A 19,538-nucleotide genomic window follows, 5' to 3' on the forward strand; every position below is an offset into this window, starting at 1 on the left:
GGCCCCAACGGGCCTGGGGCACGAGATCCCAGAGTGGGCGTATCCGACCAGCCGGACCGGACCCCGGCTGCGGCTGTACCCACCAGACACGAGGGGCGCTACTCATACACACCAATGACTGCACCACCAGATCCGAGATAGCCGTCACACACACGACCGCACCCCCGGTCCAACGGACCGGGGGTGCGAGATCCCAGAGTGGGTTTATCCGAAGCGGCCGGAGATGTAGTCCTCCGTGGCCTTCTGCGACGGGTTGGAGAAGATCTTCTCGGTCTCGTCGATCTCCACCAGTCGGCCCGGCTTGCCCTGGGCCTCCAGGTTGAAGAACGCCGTCTGATCACTCACCCGCGCGGCCTGCTGCATATTGTGGGTGACGATGACAATGGTGAACTCCTTCTTCAGCTCGGCGATCAGATCCTCGATCGCGAGCGTGGAGATGGGGTCCAGGGCCGAACACGGCTCATCCATCAGCAGTACGTCCGGCGAGACCGCGATGGCGCGCGCGATACACAGCCGCTGCTGCTGACCACCGGAGAGGCCGCCGCCGGGCTTGTCCAGGCGGTCCTTGACCTCGGTCCAGAGGTTCGAGCTACGCAACGAGCGCTCGGCGACCTCATCGAGTTCCTTCTTGTTGCGCACGCCCTGCAGCTTCAGGCCCGCCACCACATTGTCGCGAATGGACATGGTGGGGAACGGGTTCGGACGCTGGAACACCATACCGATGGTGCGACGCACACCCACCGGATCCACCATGGCGCCGTAGATGTCCTCGCCGTCGAGCAGCACCGCGCCCTCGATGCGGGCTCCCACGGTCACCTCGTGCATCCGGTTGAGCGATCGCAGCACGGTGGACTTGCCGCAGCCGGACGGACCGATGAAGGCGGTCACGCTGCGCGGCAGCACGGTCAGCGAAACGTCCTTCACAGCATGGAAGGCGCTGTAGTAGATGTTCAGGTCTTTGACGTCGATCCGCTTTGCCATCTCGTATTCCGTTCCGCTCTATCGGTTCCGCGTCAGGAGCTTGTTGACCACGGCCGCGGCCACGTACAGCAGGGCGATCAGCAGGATCAGCGTCAGCGCCGCACCCCACACCCGCAACCGGCCGGCCGGCTCGGGGTTGGCCAACTCCTGGTAGATCATCAGCGGCAGCGAGGCCATATTGCCGTCGAAAATATTCGAATTGATCGACTTGCTGTAGCCGACCAGCACCAGCACCGGCGCCGTCTCACCCATGACGCGGGCCAACGAGAGCAGGATGCCGCTGAGCATGCCGGGCAGAGCGGTGGGCACCACGACCCGCACAATGGTCTTCCACTTCGGAATGCCCAGCGCGTATGACGCCTCGCGCAGCTCATCGGGGACGAGCTTGAGCATCTCCTCGGTGGAGCGCACCACCACCGGCAGCATGAGCAGAACCAGCGCCAGCGATACCGCGAACGAACTCTGCGGGAAACCCAGCGTGGCGATCCACAGTGCGAAGATGAACAGCGCCGCGACGATCGAGGGCACACCGGCCAGAATGTCCACCATGAAGGTGGTGGTCTTGGCCAGCCAGCCGCGGCCGTACTCGACCAGGAAGATGGCGGCCATAATGCCCAGCGGCACCGCGATGACCGCGGCCACCGCAGTCTGCACGACGGTTCCGTAGATGGCGTGGTAGACGCCGCCGGCGGTCTGGTCGGGCAGCACGCCCTTCTGCGAATTGGTCCACCAGCTGGACGTGAGGATGGCCTCGAAGCCCTTGCTCACGACCATGAACAGCACCCAGACCAGCGGCACCAGGGCGATGACGAAGCAGGCCCACACCACGCCGGTGGCGACATTGTTGCGAATCCGCCGGTCCAGGGTGGTCGCCCGGAAGGCCGGGGCCTTCACCGGTTTATCGAGCAGCGCGGTGTTCATCCGTTGACCTTCCCGCCGGCAGCCAGCCGGGCCAGTGCGTTGACGACGAAGGTCAGCGCGAACAGCACGAAACCGGCTGCGATGTAGGCGCCGGTGGGCAGTGCCTGACTGAATTCCGCTGCCGCCGAGGCGATTTTGGAGGCGAAGGTGTAGCCACCGTCGAACAGTGACCAGCCGCCCGCCTGCGCCGCGGTGCGCAGCACCACCAGCACCGCGATGGTCTCGCCCAGTGCGCGCCCGAGTCCCAGCATGGAACCGGCGATCACACCGCTGCGGCCGTAGGGCAGCACGGTCATGCGCACTACTTCCCATTTGGTGGCGCCCAGCGCCTGCGCCGCCTCGATATGCGCGGGCGGCGTCAGGCCGAATACCTCACGGCTGACCGAGGTGATGATCGGCAGGATCATGACCGCAAGCACCACGCCCGCGGTGAAAATCGTGCCGCCACCGGAAATGCTGACATTGCCGTCGGAGAACAGGAAGAACCAGCCGAGGTTGTCATTGATGAAGCGCTGTACCGGCTCCAGTTTCGGCGCCAGCACCAGGAAGCCCCACAGACCGAACACGATCGACGGCACCGCCGCCAGCAGGTCGACGAGCACCGAGAACGGTCGCGCCAGCACCTTCGGCGCGTACTGCGTCAGGAACAGTGCGATCCCGACCCCGATCGGCACCGCGATCACCAGCGCCATCAGCGAACTCAGCACCGTGACCATGAACAGGTCCTTGATGCCGAATTGCAGATGATCGGCATCGGAGGTGTTGAACTCGGTGCTGGTGAAGAAGTTGGCCTCGTTCGCGAGGATCGACGGCACCGCCCGAATCAGCAGGAACAGTGCGATCAGGGCGATAGCGGCGACGATGATGCCACCCGCCGCGGTGGCGGCCGAACGGAACAGCATTTCCGGATTCGGCCGCCAAGCGCGGATTCTGGCAACCATTTGGCGGAGCCATGCCCCGCTCAGCCGCGGCGCGGGAGGTTCGGCGGCCTTCTGTTTCAGGCTGGGGTCGGTCGGCATGAGCGCAGTATCCCCCGACGGGTGAACAGAGCCCGACCGCGGATCCGCCGTGTTCGACGGGTCCGCGGCCGTGACGTCATCGTGAACGGTCATGGGCTCGCGATCAGGAAATTGCGTTGATCGCGTTGGTCAGCTTGGTCTTGAACTTGTCGGGGATCGGGATGTACCCGTTCTCCTCCAGGCCGTTCTGACCGTTGGTGATCGCCGAGGTGAGGAAGGCCTTCACTGCGGTGGCGGTGCCCGCATCGCTGTACTTGGAGCAGACGATCTCGTAGGTCGGCATGACGATCGGGTACGCACCGGTCTCGGTCGGCTTGTAGAACGAGGAGACGTCCAGCACCAGGTCGTTGCCCTCACCCGAGATCTTCGCGCCGTCGATCGCCTTGCCCGCGGACTCGACGCTCAGTGTCACCGGTTCCGGACCGGCCGGGGTGACGATCTGGGCGACGGAGAGGTTCTGCGCCTTGGCGAATGACCACTCGTTGTAGGTGATCGCGTTCTTGGTGTTCTTCACCGCGGCCGAGGTGCCCTCATTACCCTTGGAGCCCTCACCGATACCGCCGACGAAGGTCTTGCCAGCGCCCTTGCCCCACGCGCCGTCTGAGGCCGCGTCCAGGTAGAGCTGGAAGTTATCGGTGGTGCCCGACTCATCGCTGCGGAAGATCACGGCGATGGGCGCGGCAGGCAGGCTGGCGTTCGGGTTGAGCGCCTTGATCTCGGGTGCATCCCAGGTCGTGATCGAGCCATTGAAGATCTTGCCCAGAGTCGGACCGTCCAATGCCAGATCGGTGACGCCGTCGATGTTGTAAGTCATGGCGATGGGGCCGAATACGGTCGGCAGGTTCCAGGCCGGGCTGTCGCAACGAGCGGCCGCCTGGGCGGGCTCGTCCTTCTTCGCGCTGAGCGGGGAGTCCGAGCCGCCGAAATCGGTCTGGCTGCCGAGGAATTCCTTCACACCCGCACCGGACCCGCTGGAGGTGTAGTTAAGGGTGGCGCCGTCGCAGTTGGCCTCGTAAGCGGCAATGAACCGCTCCATGGCATTCTTCTGCGAGGAGGCACCGCTGGCCTTCAGTGACGTCTTGCCACCACAGTTGATGTCCGAGTTCGCCGACACCTGACTGGTGTCGGTGTTGTCGTCGCTACCGCAGGCGACGAGAGTCATGGCACCAGCGGCCAGGACACCGACCAGGGCGCTACTGCGCTTGAGCTTCACTGAAAATCCTCCGGGAATCACGTCCGCACGCCCAACCCCTCAACGGTCGGACGGGCGTGAGGTAGGTGGCTGTTCGCTGCGAACTGACCCACCGGGCAGCTCTGTACCGCCCACAAGAAAGGTAAGGGCGGGACGTAGACAGTTAGACCTGGGCAGGTGAACGGAAAGTGAACAACCCTCTGCGATTACGACCTGTAGCTGTGACATTAGCCGCAGCGTTGCGGATATCACGGTTGCCGCGCAGTCACCCGGTGGCGGCTCCCGCTGACCCGACAGCCATCCCACCATCCCAACGGCGGCCGTCCGGGGCGTGCCTGCGCCGAGGAGTCTGTCTGTGCGGCAGCGACTATCGCGCGTAGGCCAAGTCGACGTGTGCGGGTGCGAATCCCAGGCGGGTGTAGGTGTGTACGGCCGCGGTGTTGTCGGCCTCGGTGTAGAGCAGCACCTCGCCCAGCTCGCGGTCGCGCAGGTAGTGCAGTCCGGCGAGGGTGAGCAGGCGGCCGAGTCCGCGGCCCTGCGCGGCCGGGTCGATGGCGACCACGTACACCTCGCCGATCGGCGGGTCCTCGTCCAGGTGCACCTTGGTCCAGTGGAATCCGAGGATGCGATCGGGGTCGGCCGGGTCGGCGGCGATGAACAGCCCCTTGGGGTCGAACCACGACTCGTCGCGGCGGACAGCGATCTCGCGCTCGGTCCAGCCGCCCTGTTCCGGATGCCAGGAGAAGGCGGCATTGTTGACGCGCAGGATCTCGGCATCGTCGGCCGGACCGGCGTAGGTACGCAGCAGTAGGTCCTCCGGCACGGCCAGCTCCGGTAGCTCAGAGTTAGCGAGAGGGCGTTTCATCTGCCACAACTCACGCGCCACGGCCAGCTCCAACCGGGCCGAAACCGCCTGTGCGGAGGGCAGATTTCCGTGCGCCCACACCCGCGCACCAGCGCCACCGGCGGCGAGCGCCGCCGTCACCAGATCCGTGCCGATGCGCTTGCCACGAGCCTCCGGAGCGACGGCGGCCTCGGCCATGGCCGGGTGTTCGGCGTGCGCGGGAACGAGATTCGCATAGCCGACGACCTCGCCGGACAGTTCATCGACGGTCACCAGATGCCACCCGGTGACATCGGCGGTCAGTGATAGCACCGCTTGTTCGGAAACCGGTGCGACCCCATCGACAGCGGTGGCTCGATCCAGCAGATCGCGCACCTGCCGCGCGGTCGCGGCGGGCAATTGCTCGACCCAACCGAGCTGCCGCAGCCGATCGCTCACCGGTATTTCGGTCTGGGCGGGAAGCTGATCGTCGGGCACGGAACTCACTGCATCGTGCCGTTCGCCGGCGCCAGTTCGTCGTCCGAACCCTCGGCATCCGGGAAAGCGACATCGCCCTTGGTGGAGCTGCGCGCCGGGCGCACCGCCTTGTAGCCGACATTGCGCACGGTGCCGATGAGCGATTCGTATTCGCTGCCGAGCTTGGCGCGTAGTCGCCGCACGTGCACGTCGACGGTGCGGGTGCCGCCGAAGAAGTCGTAACCCCAGACCTCCTGCAGCAGCTGGGCCCGGGTGAATACCCGACCGGCGTGCTGGGCGAGGTACTTGAGCAGTTCGAATTCCTTGTAGGTGAGGTCGAGTGGGCGACCGCGCAACCGCGCGGTATAGGTGCCCTCATCGATGACCAACTCACCGAGGGTGATCTTTCCGGTGTTCTCCGGGCTGGCGGCCCCACCGTTGCGGGCGACCAGAAGTCGCAGTCGCGCATCGAGTTCCGCGGGTCCGGTGCCGGGCAGCAGAATGTCGTCCAGCCCCCAGTCCGCATTCACCGCGACCAGACCGCCCTCGGTCAGGACGGCAACAACCGGCACCGACGATCCGGTGCTCCCCAGCAACCGGCACAGTCCGCGCGCGGCAGCCAGGTCGGTACGGGCATCGACCAGGGCGACATCGGCGGAACCGGCCTCGAGCAGCGATGCCACCTCGGTCGGCGCCGGTCGCACATGGTGTGGCAGCAGCGCCAGCGACGGCAACACCGCTTCGGGGTTGGGGTCGGAGGTCAGCAGGAGCAGCTCCATGGGGGCTCTCCTCCCATCTGGCATGTGCGCGGCAACATCGTCGTCCGCCACGACCTCATGCGCGTCATCACAGGTAAGTCGGGTCATACATTAGCGCGTAAGTCTGATGGACCACGCATAGCCGACGGTGCACGTCTCTCCGGCAACGCCGGATTGTCCAGCTCCGCCACGCCGCGGCGGATACGCGGCCCCGCGCCTCGATTCTTCCCGCTCTCCGCTCCTCCGCCGCGCCCGCGGCGCTTTTCGGTTCAGAACCGAGACAGCCGCCGACCAGAAGCGTTGTGGGCCTTCGGCAAGTCGCCGATGCGCTCAGCGCGGTCGGCCCGGCCCAGCGGTGCACCCGGCTCGACAGCGGCTACCGGCCGCAGCGCCTGTCATATATCCCTGTGCGCGCGCTTATGAAACGGCACACACTCTTCGGCGTGGCGGTCACCGGTGTGGTGGCGGCGAGGCGGACGGGGGCGGGCCGCCCCAGTAGGGTTGCCCCATGAGTTTCCGCAGGGTGATCATCGGGCTGCTCTGCCTGGCGGGTCTGGCGGTCGTACTCGATTTCGGGGCGGCCGCCTACTCCGAGTACCGGGTGTCGCGGCTGCTGCGTGACGGCTCCGACCTGGGCGCGGATCCGGAGGTGACCTTTCACGGGTTTCCGTTCGTGGCGCAGGCGCTCGACGGCCAGTTCCGGGATATCGATATTCGGGCACGTGCCGTGCGGCCGGATATTCCGGGCGAGATCCTGGTCGAGGCCGGTCTGATCGGCGTCCACGCACCGCTGGGCGATCTGGTCGATGGCAATGTGCGCAAGGTGCCCGTGGACGAGGTCCACGCCCTCATGCGCATCGAACCGGTCGAGCTGGGACGGCTGTTCAAGATTCCGGATCTGCAGGTGTTCGGTCCGCCCGCCGATAAATCGGATGGCTCGGGTGGGTCCGGCGGCACCGGTGTCACCACGTCGGGGCCGATCATCCTGACCGGCACGGTGTCGTTGACCTCCGATACCAACCCGGTGCCGGGCACGAGTGACAGCGGAAAGCCGGTCAGCGTGCTCGCCGATCTGCGGCTCGATGCCGACGGCCAGATCCAGATCGTCGCCACCGATATCTATTACGGCGACGAGGCCACCCCGGCCGCCATGGTGCCGGAGGTGAATCGGGAGCTGGTGCTGGCCAAGTTCACCCGCACCATCGATACTCGAGACCTGCCGTTCGGTGTGCGACCCATGAAGGTGGAGGCCAGCGGCGGGCAGATCGTGGTGGAGGGCGTCGGCAAGAACGTCACCATCGATTTGGATCGTCTCCAGCAGCCATGATCGAACTGGTCGTCCTCGCCATCGCCGTGGCAGCCGCCGCGGGGGTGGGAATTCTGGTGCGCCGCAACGAGGGCCGGGTCCGCACCGTCGCCGAGGGCACCACAACGGATGGCGCGGACCCGTCGGGGCCGCGGACCGAATTGCTGGCCGCCGTGGGACTCGCCGCGAATCGTCCTGCCGTACTGCATTTCTCGGCCGATTGGTGCGGCCCGTGCGCCGCGGTGCGACGGGTGGTCGCCGCCGTCGTCACCGAATTCGCCGACGCCCCTGCGGCACCCCTCGATATAGAGGTCGATATCGACGCCGATCCGGCCCTGGCCAAGGAGCTGTCGGTGCTGTCGCTGCCGACCACTTTCGTCTTCGATACCGCGGGCCGGGAGCGCTTCCGTATCTCCGGCGTCCCGAAGGCCGCCGATCTGCGCACGGCGTTGGCACCGCTAACCAGGCCGAATGCCGCCGAGTGACCAGCATTACGGACCCCGGGTCCAATTCCCCCGAAAAACCGGGTAAACTCCAACTCGTGCAATCCAACCGCGAGCTGATGCTCACCCGACGCCGCACGGTAGATCTGTGCCGCCTCGGTGGTTGTTGCTGCCTGTGCCGCTAGCCGGTCGGCCTTTCGACTCTGCTGTCGCCGACCGGATGTATCCGTCGTAGAGAGATCTCTGTGATCCTCCGGCGTTCTGGCCAACTGAAATCCTTCAGCGCAGGAGTACGAACATGTCACAGCCCAATCCCACCATTACCCAACCGGTCGGTACTCGCATTCCTTCCGGCCAGGTCGATGTTCGCGGCCCCCGTTTCGCCGCCTGGGTCACCACCGCCGTCCTGGCGCTGGTTCTGATTCTCGCCAACTTCTCCCTCACCGCCGCCGCCGTACTGTTGACCGCGCAGGCCGTGGTCTTCGCGCTCGGCGCGTGGCAGGGTCCGAGCCGCAGCCCCTACGGGCTGATCTACCAGAACCTGGTGCTGCCGCGCATCGGTCCGGCCCCCGAGCTGGAACCCGTCGCGCCACTGCGGTTCGCCCAATTGGTCGGCCTGGTCTTCGCCGTACTCGGCGTGATCGGGTTCGCCTCCTCGAGCTCCGTCGCCGGTGCGGTATTCACCGGTTTTGCGCTGTTCGCGGCGTTCCTCAACGCCGCCTTCGGCATCTGCCTGGGCTGCAAGCTCTACCCCCTCGTCACGCGGTTTCTTCCGAAAGCCGTGCCGAACAATCCCAATCCCACCGCCTGACCCTGGCACCACCTTCGAAAGGAACAACATGGCTCGCTCCGATGTCCTGGTCTCCGCTGACTGGGTCGAAGAGAACCTCAACGCCCCGGGCGTCGTCATCGTCGAGGTCGACGAGGATGCCTCCGCCTACGACACCGGCCACATCGAGGGCGCCGTCAAGCTGGACTGGAAGCAGGATCTGCAGGACCAGATCCGTCGCGATTTCGTGAACCGGGAGCAGTTCTCCGATCTGCTCGCGGCCCGCGGTATCAGCAACGACGACACCGTGGTCCTGTACGGCGGCAATAACAACTGGTTCGCCGCCTACGCCTACTGGTACTTCAAGCTGTACGGCCACCAGGACGTCAAGCTGCTCGACGGTGGCCGCAAGAAGTGGGAGCTCGACGGCCGTCCGCTGTCGCGTGACGCCGTGAACCGTCCGGCCGCCAGCTACAAGGCGAGCGAGCAGGACCTGTCCATTCGCGCCTTCCGCGACGAGGTCATCGCCGCCATCGGCACCAAGAACCTCGTCGACGTGCGCTCCCCCGACGAGTTCTCGGGCAAGATCCTGGCTCCCGCGCACCTGCCGCAGGAGCAGTCGCAGCGTCCGGGTCACATCCCGTCCGCCATCAATGTGCCGTGGTCCAAGGCCGCGAACGAGGACGGCACCTTCAAGTCCGACGCGGACCTGGCCGAGCTGTACAAGGACGCGGGCCTGGACGGCGAGAAGCAGACCATCGCCTACTGCCGCATCGGTGAGCGTTCCTCGCACACCTGGTTCGTGCTGCAGGAGCTGCTGGGCCACAAGAACGTCAAGAACTACGACGGGAGCTGGACCGAGTACGGCTCCCTCGTCGGTGCACCGATCGAGTTGGGAGCGTAATCAATATGTGTGCAGCACCTACCCAGGGCCAGGCCATTCCCGCCGGCGTCGATGTGGAGAAGGAAACGGTCATCACCGGCCGCGTACTGACCACTGACGACCAGACCGTCGGTGGCGCGTTCGTGCGTCTGCTGGACGGCAATGGCGATTTCACCGCCGAGGTTGTCGCCTCCGGCACCGGTGACTTCCGTTTCTTCGCCGCTCCGGGCGCGTGGACCGTGCGGGCGCTGTCGGCGTCCGGCAACGGCACCGCCGAGGTGAAGCCGGAGGGTGCGGGCATCCACAATGTGGACGTCCTCGTCGCCAAGTAAGTAGCACGACCTGCGCGAGCGGCCCCGGGATTCGTTTTCCCGGGGCCGTTTTCGTGCCCGGAACGAGCTGCTATTAGACTTCGGGCCGTGGTTCTTGCCTTCGAGATTTTGCTGGTTGTGGTCTCCGTGCTGATCGCCTGGTTCGGTCTGTACGTGCTCTACCGGCTGTTCACCGAGTCGTGAGCGAGCCGGCGAGCGAGAACATCGAAAACGGCGTCCTCAATGGAACGACGCCGGAATCCACCGCTGCCCGCCGCAGCGGTGATCAAGCCGTGGCTGAGGCCGTCGACAAGGCGAAATCAACCGGTGGCATGAATGTTCCCGCACTCCCCGGCCTCCCGCTGCCCGAGGACACCGCCAATCTCCGGCTGGGTCCGGATCTGAGCTCCTCCATGCTCGCGCTGCTGCCGCTGGTCGGCGTCTGGCGCGGCGAGGGCGAAGGTAACCACCCCGAGACCGGCGACTACCGCTTCGGCCAGCAGATCATCGTCTCCCATGACGGCGGCGACTACCTCAATTGGGAGTCCCGCTCCTGGGTCATCAATGAGGACAGCAGCTACGGCGGTCCGGATCTGCGCGAGAGCGGTTTCTGGCGCGTGGGCATCGACGGCGACGACGAGGTCCTCGAACTCCTGCTGACCCACTCGTCCGGCATCGTGGAACTGTTCTACGGCCAGGCCCTCACCCAGTCCTCCTGGGAACTCGCCACCGATGTGGTGATCCGCAGCCAGTCCGGCCTCGTGGTCGGCGGCGCGAAGCGGCTGTACGGCATTGTCGAAGGCGGCGACCTCGGTTATGTCGAGGAGCGGATCGCGGCGGACGGGGCGTTGGAGCCTCGGCTGTCGGCCCGCTTGCAGCGCTTTATCGGTTAGTCCGCCCAGTTACGTTTCCCGATCTCCTTCAGATTGATATCAACGGCGAACGGTGCCGAAACACACAGTCTGTCGTGGAAGATGCCTGTTGGGACATAACCTTTGGTAGCTGGATCAAGTTCGTAGGTGTACACGATCGCATCCGCATCGCGGCGCTCGACCCGCCAGTAATGCTCGATTCCAGCCTTCGCGTATTTGAGGGGTTTCACCTCTCGATCCCGTTCCACCGAATCGGGGGATACCGCCTCAATCGCGAGGATGACGTCCTCCGCGAAGTAGTACGTGGATGGGTCGTCGCGGTTGAACGCCTCTTCGGTGACTACCACAACATCCGGCTCCGGCATCTGCCGCTGGCCGAGCCGGACCGCCATCTCACGTTCGGCACGGAGACCGGACGGCACCTGTAGTTCCAGTTCCCGCTCGAACAGAGATACGACACGGCTGTGCCACTTCTCCTGCGGGCTCACGAATATCAGGCTCCCGTCGATCAGTTCGGTGTGCCGGGGAAGACCACGCAGTTGTAGAAAGCGCTCAACAGTGAACCCCCCGACGGGGGGGATCACCCAATCCGGCCAGTCCGGCACCGGTTCAACGGTCATGACCTCAGCGTAACCCCTGATCAGAGAAGACTCACCGGGAAAACGGTACGGCCCCCGAGTCCTTCTGCGGATGCAACTTCACGCAGATCCCGATCGGACAGATCGGGAGACTCGGGGGCCGGGTGACTGCCTTGGATTCGCTAGGCGCTCGCGCGAAGCGGAATCCGATTGCAGCGGTAGCGCCTAGCTGGCAGCCACCTCACGCGTCCTAGAAATAACCATCTCTTGAACCACCTCCTTTCCCGTGTACAGACGAACTTAGTCACGGTTCGCGAACGCGGCAACGTATTTTCTCGGACCGCGAAATCGCAGGTCAGGCGGGAATAAATCGTTCGACGGAGCTGTGGCCGTCCGCGGCCACCCGGACGAGGGCGTCGGCGCGGTGGTCCGCCGGGAGTTGGTGGGTGACGACCACGACGATGCGACCGGGGGCGACCAGACCGCTGGATTCGTCGAGCAGGCGGCGCAGCAGATCCGTGCCCGCTTCGGCTTCCAGATGTTCGGTGGGTTCGTCGAGCAGGAGTACCCGGGCCGGGGAGAGCAGCGCCCGAGCCAGCAGGATGCGGCGGCGCTGACCACCGGAAACCGCTGCCGCACCGCCGATCAGCTCGGTGTCCACGCCGTCGGGCAGTGCGTCCAGCCAGGGTCCGGCGCCGACCGCGCGCAGAGCACGCACGGCCTCGTCGGAGGTGATATCGCCGCGGGCCACGCGCAGATTCTCGAGGACGGTGGTGCCGAAGATATGGGCATCCTCGGCGAAGAAGGTGACACCGGGCCGCGGGGTGTCGAACAGGCCCGCCCACGCCATCAGGAGGGTGGTCTTCCCCGCGCCACTCGGGCCGGTGACAGCGATGCGGTTGCCCTCCGGCAATTTGACGAGATCCATTCGGGGGCTTTCGGATTCGCCCTGTTCGAGCCGATTGATCCGGCGTAGCGCCGCGCGGCCATTGGTCAACGCCTGCGCGGCGGCGGGGAGAACCGCGACCGCTTCGAAGGCCGACAGCGGCAGCAGCACCATCACGGTGAGCGCCATGGGTGAGATACCGCCGGGCTCGACGGTCTGGAATCCGAGGGTGGTGACGGCAGGACCGGTGCCGTACAACACAATTCCGATGAGCAGCGACCCGAGCACGCTCACACCGATCGACAGTGGTGTCGCGGCCGCCGCCCACGCACTGCGCGAGGCGGCCCTGTCCTCGGCGGCGACCGCCCGCTGCCCGGCCACGGTGGCGGTCGACAGTGCCGCGTCGAGCCGCCCGGCGACCCGCAGTTCCGGGGCATGATCGAGCACAGTGAGTGCGGCAGCGGTGAACTCGGTCCGATCGGACCGCACCGCCAACTCTGCCTCCCGGGCCGCCAGTGCCGAAAGCCAAGGTGCGATAACCCCGGCCACAACGAGGGAGGCCGCGAGAATAGCGGCGGCGGGCACCGAAATCGGCAGCAGCAGCCCGACCGCGAAGAGCGCCAGGATCACCGCGACGGCAATGGGTACGAAGGCCCGCACCACCACGGCCCCGAGATCGTCGATATCCCCCATGACCCGCCCGAGCAGGTCACCGCGCCGCAGCTGCGTCGGATCACCGTGCCGCGCGGCGTCTCCCGCACCCGAACCGGCGGTCGGCGGCTCGTCGACTCCGAACGTGGTGCCGCGGCGTGGGCGCCAGATATCGGCACCCGCCAATGCCCGGTACGTCGTGGTGCGCGCGGTGCTCGTCGCCCGCAGGGCCACATCGTGCGTGGCCAGCCGCTCCAGGTATCGGCACAGGCCACGCGAAATGCCCAGTGCCCGAACCGTCACCACCGCGATGGACAGATCCAGCACCGGCGGCATCTGCCAGGCCCGCGCGATGAGCCACGCCGCGAGTGCCGCGAGCCCCAACCCGCTGCCGAGGGCCAGCACGCCCCAGCCGATGGAAATCGTCATGCGCCAGCGCGACAATGCCAGCAGCTCGCGAATACGACGAAAATCGGTCAGCAACCCTGTCATCGCATGCTCACCTCATCGGCGTGGATGGCATCCCGGCTCCCGGCGGTCGCCCCACTGGACACCAGCTCGATTTCCGCGTCCACCCGCACCGCACCGCTATCCAGGTGCGGCACACCGCTTTCCATCCGCCCCGATGCATCCGTCGCGGTCGCGGCATCCGCCGCGGTCGTGGCGTTCACGGTGTACTCACCCCCGTCATTCCGGCGCGCTTTTGGCCGGAATCCACCGAATCCAGTGGTGGTAGTCCGGTCTGCGGATCCCAACCAGAGGCACGCCGGGATGACGGGGTGCCGTTCGACGTTTCTGGACACCGTACCGATCCCTCGACACCCACCGATCCCTCGTGGCCTGCCGATCCCTCGTGGCCTGCCGCCTCCTCGGGGCTTGCCGATCTCTCAGGGCTTGCCGACTCCTCAGTGCTTGCCGACTCCTCAGGGCTTGCCGATCCCTCAGTGCCTGCCGATCCCTCAGTGCCTGCCGATTCCTTTGGGCTTCCCGATCCCTCAGAGCCTGCCGCCGAAGCAGCGGGGTGGGCAGCACCGCGACCGATCTCCTCGGCGGCCGAGTCATGCCGGATCTCGCTCCGATGGGCACCTGGTTCCGTTCCGCGTGCCGTGGCCCGCACCTCGACAATATGGTCGGCCACCGCCAGTACCGCCGGGCGGTGGCCGACGACGACCACGGTCGCACCGGCATGTGCGCGAGCGACCAGGGCCGCGAGAACGGCTGCCTCGCTGGTGTCGTCGAGGTGCGCGGTGGGTTCGTCGAGAAGCAGCACCTGCCGTGGTGCGGCGAGAGTCCGGGTGAGCGCGAGCCGCTGTCGCTGCCCGAGTGATAGCCCGGTGCCTCCGCTGCCGACGATGGTTTCCCAGGCGTCGGGGAGTTCGGCGAGAACGGCGTCGAATCCTGTTGCGGCGCAGGCCTCGGCAACCTGCTCCGGGCCGGCGGACGCACCGAGCAGTTCCAAGTTCTCGCGGAGGGTGCCGGGGATGAGGACGGGGCGCTGCGGTAGCCACGCGACATGGGACCACCAGTGGTCCTGGTCCAGCTGGCCGACACCGACGCCGTCCACCGAAACCTGCCCACGATCAGGGGTGATCAGGCCCAGCACCGCTTGCAGCGCGGTGGATTTACCGCAGCCGTTCGGACCCGTCAGGACGGTCACCGCACCGGACCGCAATACGGCGGACAGTGCGTCCGGTGCGGCCCCGTCGCGCGCGGCGACGGTGAGATCACGAATCTCGATGCGGCCCACGGATTCACCGAGATCCACCGTATGGTGTCGACTGCCACCCTCGTCATCCCGCCGCACTCCACCCCCGCCATCCCGGCATGCTTTTGGCCGGGATCCACTCCTGTCCCAAGGTGGATTCCGGCCAAAAGCACGCCGGAATGACGAGGGAGTGGGCGGCACCAGGTGTTCGAGCTCAGCAGTTCCGGGGTCGTCGCGCCGCTTCGCGATAGGGCCGTCCGGCTCGGCGTCCTCCGCCTCGTCCGGATCGAGGACCGCGAAAGCCTTGTCCGCCGCGGCCATTCCGTCCTGAGCGGCATGGAACCGCTCCCCCACCATGCGCAGCGGCAGGTACACCTCGGGGGCGAGGATCAATGCGACGAGCCCGGCGTACAGGCCCATATTGCCGAAGACCAGCCGCATTCCGATGGATACCGCCACCAGCGCCACGCACAGTGTCGCGAGCATCTCCAGCACCATCGACGACAGGAAGGCGATACGCAGCGCGGACATGGTCCGGCGGTGCAGGGCGTCGCCGAGGTCGCGCACCCGGTGCGCCATGGTGGTGCGAGCCGAATCCGACGGGCGCGAATCAGATTGTCCGGCAGTGCTGTCCGCTCGACCGGTCTCCCGGCCGAGGGCGCGCAGGGTCGGCATTCCGGAGAAGAGGTCGAGCAGCTGATCCGACAGCCGGGTGGTGGCGGCCAGAATGTCCTTGGACTTTCCCTGGGTGAGCAACCCGATGAGAATCATGAAGATCGGGATCAGCGGCAGGGTGACGAAGATGATCGCACCGGAAACCCAGTCGTGCACCACGATAACGGTCAGCACCACCGGCGGTACCAGTACCGAAAGCAGCAGTGCGGGTAGATATCCGGCGAGGTAGGCGCGCAGCCCGCTCAGCCCGGAGCCGGCCACCACCGCCAGTTCGGTGCGCCTCCGCTCCAATTCGCGTGGCGACAGTTGAGCTCCGGCGGCCACCACGGCCGTCTCCAGTTCCGCCACCACCTGCGCGCCGGCGCGATGCGCCAGCCGGGCCTGCCACCAGGTGGCGGCGGCCCGGCAGGCGACGGCGCTGGCGAAAAGCACCAGTTCGACTGTCCAGGAGCCGATATCACGACTGGCCGGATCGGTGATCACACCGGCCAGTACCCGCGCCAGGGCCAGGGCCGCGATCACGATGCAGATCGTGATCGCCAGCGATAGCGCCACACTCGCGACGAGATACCGTCGTGCCGAGTGCGCGTACCGCCACAGGCGCGGGTCGACCGGTCGTGCCATGGTTCAGTCCCGCGCTTTCTCCATGAGCAGTCCGATGGGATCCGGGATCTGTTCCATGGTGAGCCGCTGGCGGAACACCCAGTACGTCCAACCCTGGTAGAGCAGGACAAACGGCACCATGATCACCGCGACCCAACTCATGACGGTCAGCGTGTAGTGCGTGGAGGACGCGCTGACGGTGCCGTCGCGGCCATCGACGGTGAGACTGTAGGCCGCGTCGATGGTGGAGGGCAGCACGTTCGGGAAGAGCACCCCGAACAGCAGCGCGGTGGCCGACACGACGGTGACCGCGGTACCGGTGAATGCCCAGCCGTCCCGCCCCCGGGTGGCCGCGAATCCGGCGACCACGAGTCCGACCACCGCCAGCAGCAGGGGAATCCAGGTCCAGCCCTTGCCATAGGAGAGCTGGGTCCAGATGCCGAATACCGCCACCACGGCCGCGGTGGGTACGAACAGCGCCCGCACGATGCGCTGCGCGTCGTCACGCACCTCGTTGGCGGTCTTCAGGCTCAGGAACACCGCTCCGTGCAGCAGGAACAGCAGCAGGGTGGTGAGCCCGCCGAGTAGCGCGTACGGATTCAGCAGGTCGAACAGCGTGCCCTCGATCTGCCGCTTCTCGTTGAGCCGCACGCCGCGCACGATATTCGCGAAGGCCAGGCCCCAGGCGAGAGCGGGAATCCAGGAGCCGAGCCCGATGCCGATATCGCACCAGCGTCGCCACCTGTCGTCATTGATCTTGCTGCGCCATTCGATGGCGCAGGCCCGGGTGATCAGGCCGACCAGGATGAGCAGCAGGGCGAGATAGAACCCGGAGAACAGGCTCGCGTACCACTCGGGGAAGGCCGCGAACATGGCACCGCCCGCGGTCAGCAGCCACACCTCATTGCCGTCCCACACCGGCCCGATGGTGTTGAGCACGACGCGGCGCTTCACCTCGGATTTGCGTCCGATAATCGGCATGAGCATGCCGACGCCGTAGTCGAAGCCCTCCAGGGCGAAGTATCCGATGAAGAGGACCGCGACCAGCAGAAACCAGAACACTTGCAGAGTCATCGGGAGTCTCCTAGTAAGCGAAGGAAAGCTTCTCGACCGAATCCCCGGTCATCTTCGGGGTGTCGTCTTCGATATGCGCCGGTTCCGGTCCATTCACCACGTAGCGCCGCATCAGGTAGAACCACGCCACCGCGAGTAGGCCGTACAGCAGCGTGAAGACGATGAGCGAGGTGAGAATCGTGCCCGCGGAAACCCCGGATACGCCCTGCTGCACCGTCATTCGGATGTTCGGGTCGCCGGTTGGATTGGGTACGACCACCCAGGGCTGACGGCCCATCTCGGTGAAGACCCAGCCGGAGATATTGCCCAGGAACGGGGTGGCCAGGCAGAGCAGCGACAGCCAGCCGAACCACTTCTGGTCCGGTACGCGTCCCCGCCGGGTGAACCAGAATCCGGCCAGCGCCAACAGGATCGAGCCCGCCATGAAGCCGATCATGGCGCGGAAGGACCAGTAGGTGACGAAGAGGTTGGGCCGGTAGTCGCCGGGGCCGAACTTCTCGTTGTACTGCTCCTGCAGATCCTTGACGCCATCGAGGGTGACGCCGCTGAATTCGCCCTTGGCCAGCCATGGCAGCACGTAGGGCACCTCGATGAGGTGGTCCACGCTGTCGCAGTTGTTGTGGGTGCCGACGGTGAGGATGGAGAAGTCCGGATCGGTCTCGGTATGGCAGAGCGATTCCGCCGACGCCATTTTCATGGGTTGCTGTTCGAACATCAGCTTGCCCTGCACATCGCCGGTGTAGATGAGGGCGACGGCGGCGATGAGCGAGACGAACAATCCCATCCGGGCGACCGGCCGCCACATGACTCGGGCCTCCTCGAGCCCGGCCGCGTCCTGGCGGGCCTTGCGGACCATCCACCAGCCCGCGATAGCCGCGACGAAGGTGCCCGCCGTCAGGAAGGCTCCGGCGACCACGTGCGGGAAGGCCGCGAGCGTGGTCACATTGGTGATCACTTCCCAAATGCTGTACAGCTCAGCGCGTCCGGTATCGGGGTTGTACCGCGCGCCGACCGGATGCTGCATGAACGAGTTGGCGGCGACAATGAAGTACGCCGAGGCGTTCACGCCGATGGCGACCAGCCAGATACAGGCCAGGTGCACCTTTTTCGGCAGCTTGGTCCAGCCGAAGATCCAGAGTCCGAGGAAGGTCGACTCCATAAAGAAGGCGACCAGGGCCTCCATCGCCAGCGGTGCGCCGAACACATCACCGACGAAGCGGGAGTATTCGCTCCAGCCCATACCGAACTGGAATTCCTGGACGATGCCGGTCGCGACGCCGAGCGCGAAGTTGATCAGGAAGAGCTTCCCGAAGAACTTGGTGAGTCGATACCAGTGTTCCTTGCCCGTAATCACCCACGCGGTCTGCATACCCGCGACGAGCGGCGCGAGGCCGATCGTGAGCGGCACGAAGATGAAGTGGTACACGGTGGTGATTCCGAATTGCCAACGTGCGACATCAACGACGTCCATCCGACCTCCCTGCCGATCTACGACATGACGTAGTAACAAACACTACGCCCGCTGAGGATCAGATCAACATGTGACGCGCCACAATGCGCGGCGAGTTTGCTGATCGAGGACCAAAGTCCCGAATCTGTGCCCGTTCGTCATCACCGAACGCAGCTGTTGGTCATTGGACAGGGTGCCCGAACCGCATTACCAGTCGGCAATACTGCCCGGTCGCGCAACGCCCCGGTCCACCAGTTCGATGATCTCGGGAGCATGGTCGGGTGCCGACATCCGCAACCCGTCGAGCGAGTTGACCCGCGCGGCCAGGGTTACGCTGGACAGCATCCAGATACTGTCCGCCGTAATCAGATCGGCGATGAACAACTGCTGGTAACTGCACTCCCAGCCCGCCTTCTCCGCCTCGGCGAACAGCGCCCGCTGCGTGGTTCCCGGCAGCACCCCGATTTTGGCGGGTGGCGTGATCAGCTGCTTATCGCGCACGATGACCACACTCGAACGCGGCCCCTCCAGCACCCGATGCTCGGTGCTGGTGAAGATCACATCGTCGGCACCCATTCGCTGAGCGAACCGCAGTGCCGCCATATTCGTTGCGTAGGAAAGGGTTTTGGCCCCGAGCAGTTGCCAGGGCGCGGCCTGTGCCAGATCCACCGAGATACCCCGCGACAGCGTGATCACCGAAACGCCCTCGGCACGTGCGGTTCTCACCCGCTCCGCCACCGGGACGACCAGGACGTATCCGGTCGACGCGGCCTCGGCGGGCGACATATCTTTAATAGCCGAAAGATCGCCGTAGCGTCCGAGGTCGCTATCGCGCCCGCGGGTGAGCACCATCCGGAGCAGCCCCTCGCTGGTATCACCCCATTCCTTGGCCGCCTTCTGCACGGCCGTGCGCCAGGCATCGAGGTCCGGCGCGGGCAATTCCAGTGCCTCCGCTGACCTACGTAGTCGCGCCAGATGCCATTCGATCGCGCACGGCTGCCCGTCCCGCACCAACACGGTTTCGAACACACCGTCACCACGCAGCACACCGATATCGTCCGCATACAGCAACGGCGCGTCCGGATCCCGGATCGCGCCGTCGAGTGTCACCAGAACTCGTTCCACCATGGCGACGACCCTAGAACAAATCGGGCGTCCGTA

18 protein-coding genes and 1 pseudogene are annotated in these 19,538 nt (G+C 65.9%); 6 read left to right on the forward strand and 13 right to left on the reverse strand.

The genetic code is table 11. From position 1 onward, the window contains the following. Positions 1–204: 204 nt before the first annotated feature. The 6 genes from pstB to NU1_RS10510 all read right to left on the reverse strand — a co-directional run bounded on the left by pstB (position 205) and on the right by NU1_RS10510 (position 6,192). Positions 205–981, reverse strand: a complete 777-nt coding sequence (pstB, locus tag NU1_RS10485; protein ID WP_067519808.1) for a phosphate ABC transporter ATP-binding protein PstB — start codon at positions 979–981, stop codon at positions 205–207. 18 nt (positions 982–999) lie between these two features. Beyond that, positions 1,000–1,902 (reverse strand): phosphate ABC transporter permease PstA, encoded by a 903-nt coding sequence (pstA, locus tag NU1_RS10490; RefSeq protein WP_067519809.1) that lies wholly within the window; start codon positions 1,900–1,902, stop codon positions 1,000–1,002. After that, positions 1,899–2,843 (reverse strand): phosphate ABC transporter permease subunit PstC, encoded by a 945-nt coding sequence (pstC, locus tag NU1_RS10495; RefSeq protein WP_067519862.1) that lies wholly within the window; start codon positions 2,841–2,843, stop codon positions 1,899–1,901. Before pstC ends, pstA begins: the two co-directional genes overlap by 4 nt. A 181-nt stretch (positions 2,844–3,024) precedes the next feature. Next, a complete protein-coding gene (gene pstS, locus NU1_RS10500; protein ID WP_067519864.1) occupies positions 3,025–4,134 on the reverse strand; it encodes a phosphate ABC transporter substrate-binding protein PstS in 1,110 nt (369 codons plus the stop codon). A gap of 346 nt (positions 4,135–4,480) precedes the next feature. Beyond that, complete coding sequence (gene mshD / locus NU1_RS10505) at positions 4,481–5,395, reverse strand: mycothiol synthase (protein ID WP_067519868.1); 915 nt, start codon at positions 5,393–5,395, stop codon at positions 4,481–4,483. A gap of 44 nt (positions 5,396–5,439) precedes the next feature. Further along, complete coding sequence (locus NU1_RS10510) at positions 5,440–6,192, reverse strand: winged helix-turn-helix transcriptional regulator (protein ID WP_067519811.1); 753 nt, start codon at positions 6,190–6,192, stop codon at positions 5,440–5,442. A gap of 487 nt (positions 6,193–6,679) precedes the next feature. Here NU1_RS10510 and NU1_RS10520 point away from each other — a divergent pair, with 487 nt between their 5' ends. The 6 genes from NU1_RS10520 to NU1_RS10545 all read left to right on the forward strand — a co-directional run bounded on the left by NU1_RS10520 (position 6,680) and on the right by NU1_RS10545 (position 10,776). Continuing rightward, positions 6,680–7,498 carry an LmeA family phospholipid-binding protein gene (locus NU1_RS10520; RefSeq protein WP_067519815.1) on the forward strand — a complete coding sequence of 273 codons (819 nt, stop codon included), beginning with the start codon at positions 6,680–6,682 and terminating at the stop codon, positions 7,496–7,498. Then, a complete protein-coding gene (locus tag NU1_RS10525; RefSeq protein ID WP_067519816.1) occupies positions 7,495–7,962 on the forward strand; it encodes a thioredoxin family protein in 468 nt (155 codons plus the stop codon). Before NU1_RS10520 ends, NU1_RS10525 begins: the two co-directional genes overlap by 4 nt. Before the next feature lie 256 nt (positions 7,963–8,218). Continuing rightward, entirely contained in the window at positions 8,219–8,731 is a 513-nt protein-coding gene (locus NU1_RS10530; protein ID WP_067519818.1) for a DUF4395 domain-containing protein, read from the forward strand. Between the two features lie 28 nt (positions 8,732–8,759). Then, positions 8,760–9,593 (forward strand): sulfurtransferase, encoded by an 834-nt coding sequence (locus NU1_RS10535; protein ID WP_067519819.1) that lies wholly within the window; start codon positions 8,760–8,762, stop codon positions 9,591–9,593. Between the two features lie 5 nt (positions 9,594–9,598). Further along, complete coding sequence (locus tag NU1_RS10540; RefSeq protein WP_067519820.1) at positions 9,599–9,904, forward strand: DUF1416 domain-containing protein; 306 nt, start codon at positions 9,599–9,601, stop codon at positions 9,902–9,904. 203 nt (positions 9,905–10,107) lie between these two features. After that, on the forward strand, positions 10,108–10,776 hold the full coding sequence (locus tag NU1_RS10545; RefSeq protein ID WP_067519871.1) for a heme-binding beta-barrel domain-containing protein: 669 nt from the start codon (positions 10,108–10,110) through the stop codon (positions 10,774–10,776). On the opposite strand, the gene NU1_RS10550 is transcribed toward NU1_RS10545, so the two are convergent. From NU1_RS10550 to NU1_RS10580, 7 genes and pseudogenes are all read right to left on the reverse strand, one after another. Next, the gene (locus NU1_RS10550; RefSeq protein WP_067519821.1) at positions 10,773–11,375 is read right to left on the reverse strand and encodes a Uma2 family endonuclease; all 603 of its coding nucleotides are present in this window, start codon (positions 11,373–11,375) and stop codon (positions 10,773–10,775) included. The two genes, NU1_RS10545 and NU1_RS10550, sit on opposite strands and share 4 nt — an antisense overlap. A 313-nt stretch (positions 11,376–11,688) precedes the next feature. Continuing rightward, on the reverse strand, positions 11,689–13,362 hold the full coding sequence (locus NU1_RS10555) for an ATP-binding cassette domain-containing protein (RefSeq protein ID WP_067519822.1): 1,674 nt from the start codon (positions 13,360–13,362) through the stop codon (positions 11,689–11,691). Continuing rightward, entirely contained in the window at positions 13,359–13,541 is a 183-nt protein-coding gene (locus tag NU1_RS10560) for a hypothetical protein (RefSeq protein WP_067519824.1), read from the reverse strand. The genes NU1_RS10555 and NU1_RS10560 overlap by 4 nt, the downstream gene beginning before the upstream one ends. A 434-nt stretch (positions 13,542–13,975) precedes the next feature. Continuing rightward, positions 13,976–15,874 (reverse strand): annotated as a pseudogene (gene cydD / locus NU1_RS40215) (thiol reductant ABC exporter subunit CydD); the annotation flags it as partial. Positions 15,875–15,877: 3 nt separating this feature from the next. Then, entirely contained in the window at positions 15,878–16,927 is a 1,050-nt protein-coding gene (gene cydB / locus NU1_RS10570; RefSeq protein ID WP_067519830.1) for a cytochrome d ubiquinol oxidase subunit II, read from the reverse strand. Between the two features lie 10 nt (positions 16,928–16,937). Then, positions 16,938–18,398, reverse strand: coding sequence for a cytochrome ubiquinol oxidase subunit I (locus NU1_RS10575; RefSeq protein WP_067519832.1), 1,461 nt, complete (start codon positions 18,396–18,398; stop codon positions 16,938–16,940). A 186-nt stretch (positions 18,399–18,584) separates the two neighbouring features. Further along, positions 18,585–19,505 carry an aminodeoxychorismate lyase gene (locus NU1_RS10580; protein WP_067519834.1) on the reverse strand — a complete coding sequence of 307 codons (921 nt, stop codon included), beginning with the start codon at positions 19,503–19,505 and terminating at the stop codon, positions 18,585–18,587. Positions 19,506–19,538 lie beyond the last annotated feature (33 nt).

This window comes from Nocardia uniformis NBRC 13702 (genome assembly GCF_001613345.1).
Lineage (GTDB): Bacteria > Actinomycetota > Actinomycetes > Mycobacteriales > Mycobacteriaceae > Nocardia > Nocardia uniformis.

Excerpts from the sequence above, each read along its gene's own strand:
- cydB (WP_067519830.1), bottom strand. The coding sequence starts at position 16,927 with ATGACTCTGCAAGTGTTCTGGTTTCTGCTGGTCGCGGTCCTCTTCATC.
- NU1_RS10510 (WP_067519811.1), bottom strand. The coding sequence starts at position 6,192 with ATGGAGCTGCTCCTGCTGACCTCCGACCCCAACCCCGAAGCGGTGTTG.
- pstA (WP_067519809.1), bottom strand. The coding sequence starts at position 1,902 with ATGAACACCGCGCTGCTCGATAAACCGGTGAAGGCCCCGGCCTTCCGG.
- NU1_RS10540 (WP_067519820.1), top strand. The coding sequence starts at position 9,599 with ATGTGTGCAGCACCTACCCAGGGCCAGGCCATTCCCGCCGGCGTCGAT.
- pstC (WP_067519862.1), bottom strand. The coding sequence starts at position 2,843 with ATGGTTGCCAGAATCCGCGCTTGGCGGCCGAATCCGGAAATGCTGTTC.
- NU1_RS10530 (WP_067519818.1), top strand. The coding sequence starts at position 8,219 with ATGTCACAGCCCAATCCCACCATTACCCAACCGGTCGGTACTCGCATT.
- NU1_RS10550 (WP_067519821.1), bottom strand. The coding sequence starts at position 11,375 with ATGACCGTTGAACCGGTGCCGGACTGGCCGGATTGGGTGATCCCCCCC.
- pstB (WP_067519808.1), bottom strand. The coding sequence starts at position 981 with ATGGCAAAGCGGATCGACGTCAAAGACCTGAACATCTACTACAGCGCC.
- NU1_RS10580 (WP_067519834.1), bottom strand. The coding sequence starts at position 19,505 with ATGGTGGAACGAGTTCTGGTGACACTCGACGGCGCGATCCGGGATCCG.
- NU1_RS10525 (WP_067519816.1), top strand. The coding sequence starts at position 7,495 with ATGATCGAACTGGTCGTCCTCGCCATCGCCGTGGCAGCCGCCGCGGGG.
- NU1_RS10575 (WP_067519832.1), bottom strand. The coding sequence starts at position 18,398 with ATGGACGTCGTTGATGTCGCACGTTGGCAATTCGGAATCACCACCGTG.
- NU1_RS10535 (WP_067519819.1), top strand. The coding sequence starts at position 8,760 with ATGGCTCGCTCCGATGTCCTGGTCTCCGCTGACTGGGTCGAAGAGAAC.
- NU1_RS10520 (WP_067519815.1), top strand. The coding sequence starts at position 6,680 with ATGAGTTTCCGCAGGGTGATCATCGGGCTGCTCTGCCTGGCGGGTCTG.
- NU1_RS10555 (WP_067519822.1), bottom strand. The coding sequence starts at position 13,362 with ATGACAGGGTTGCTGACCGATTTTCGTCGTATTCGCGAGCTGCTGGCA.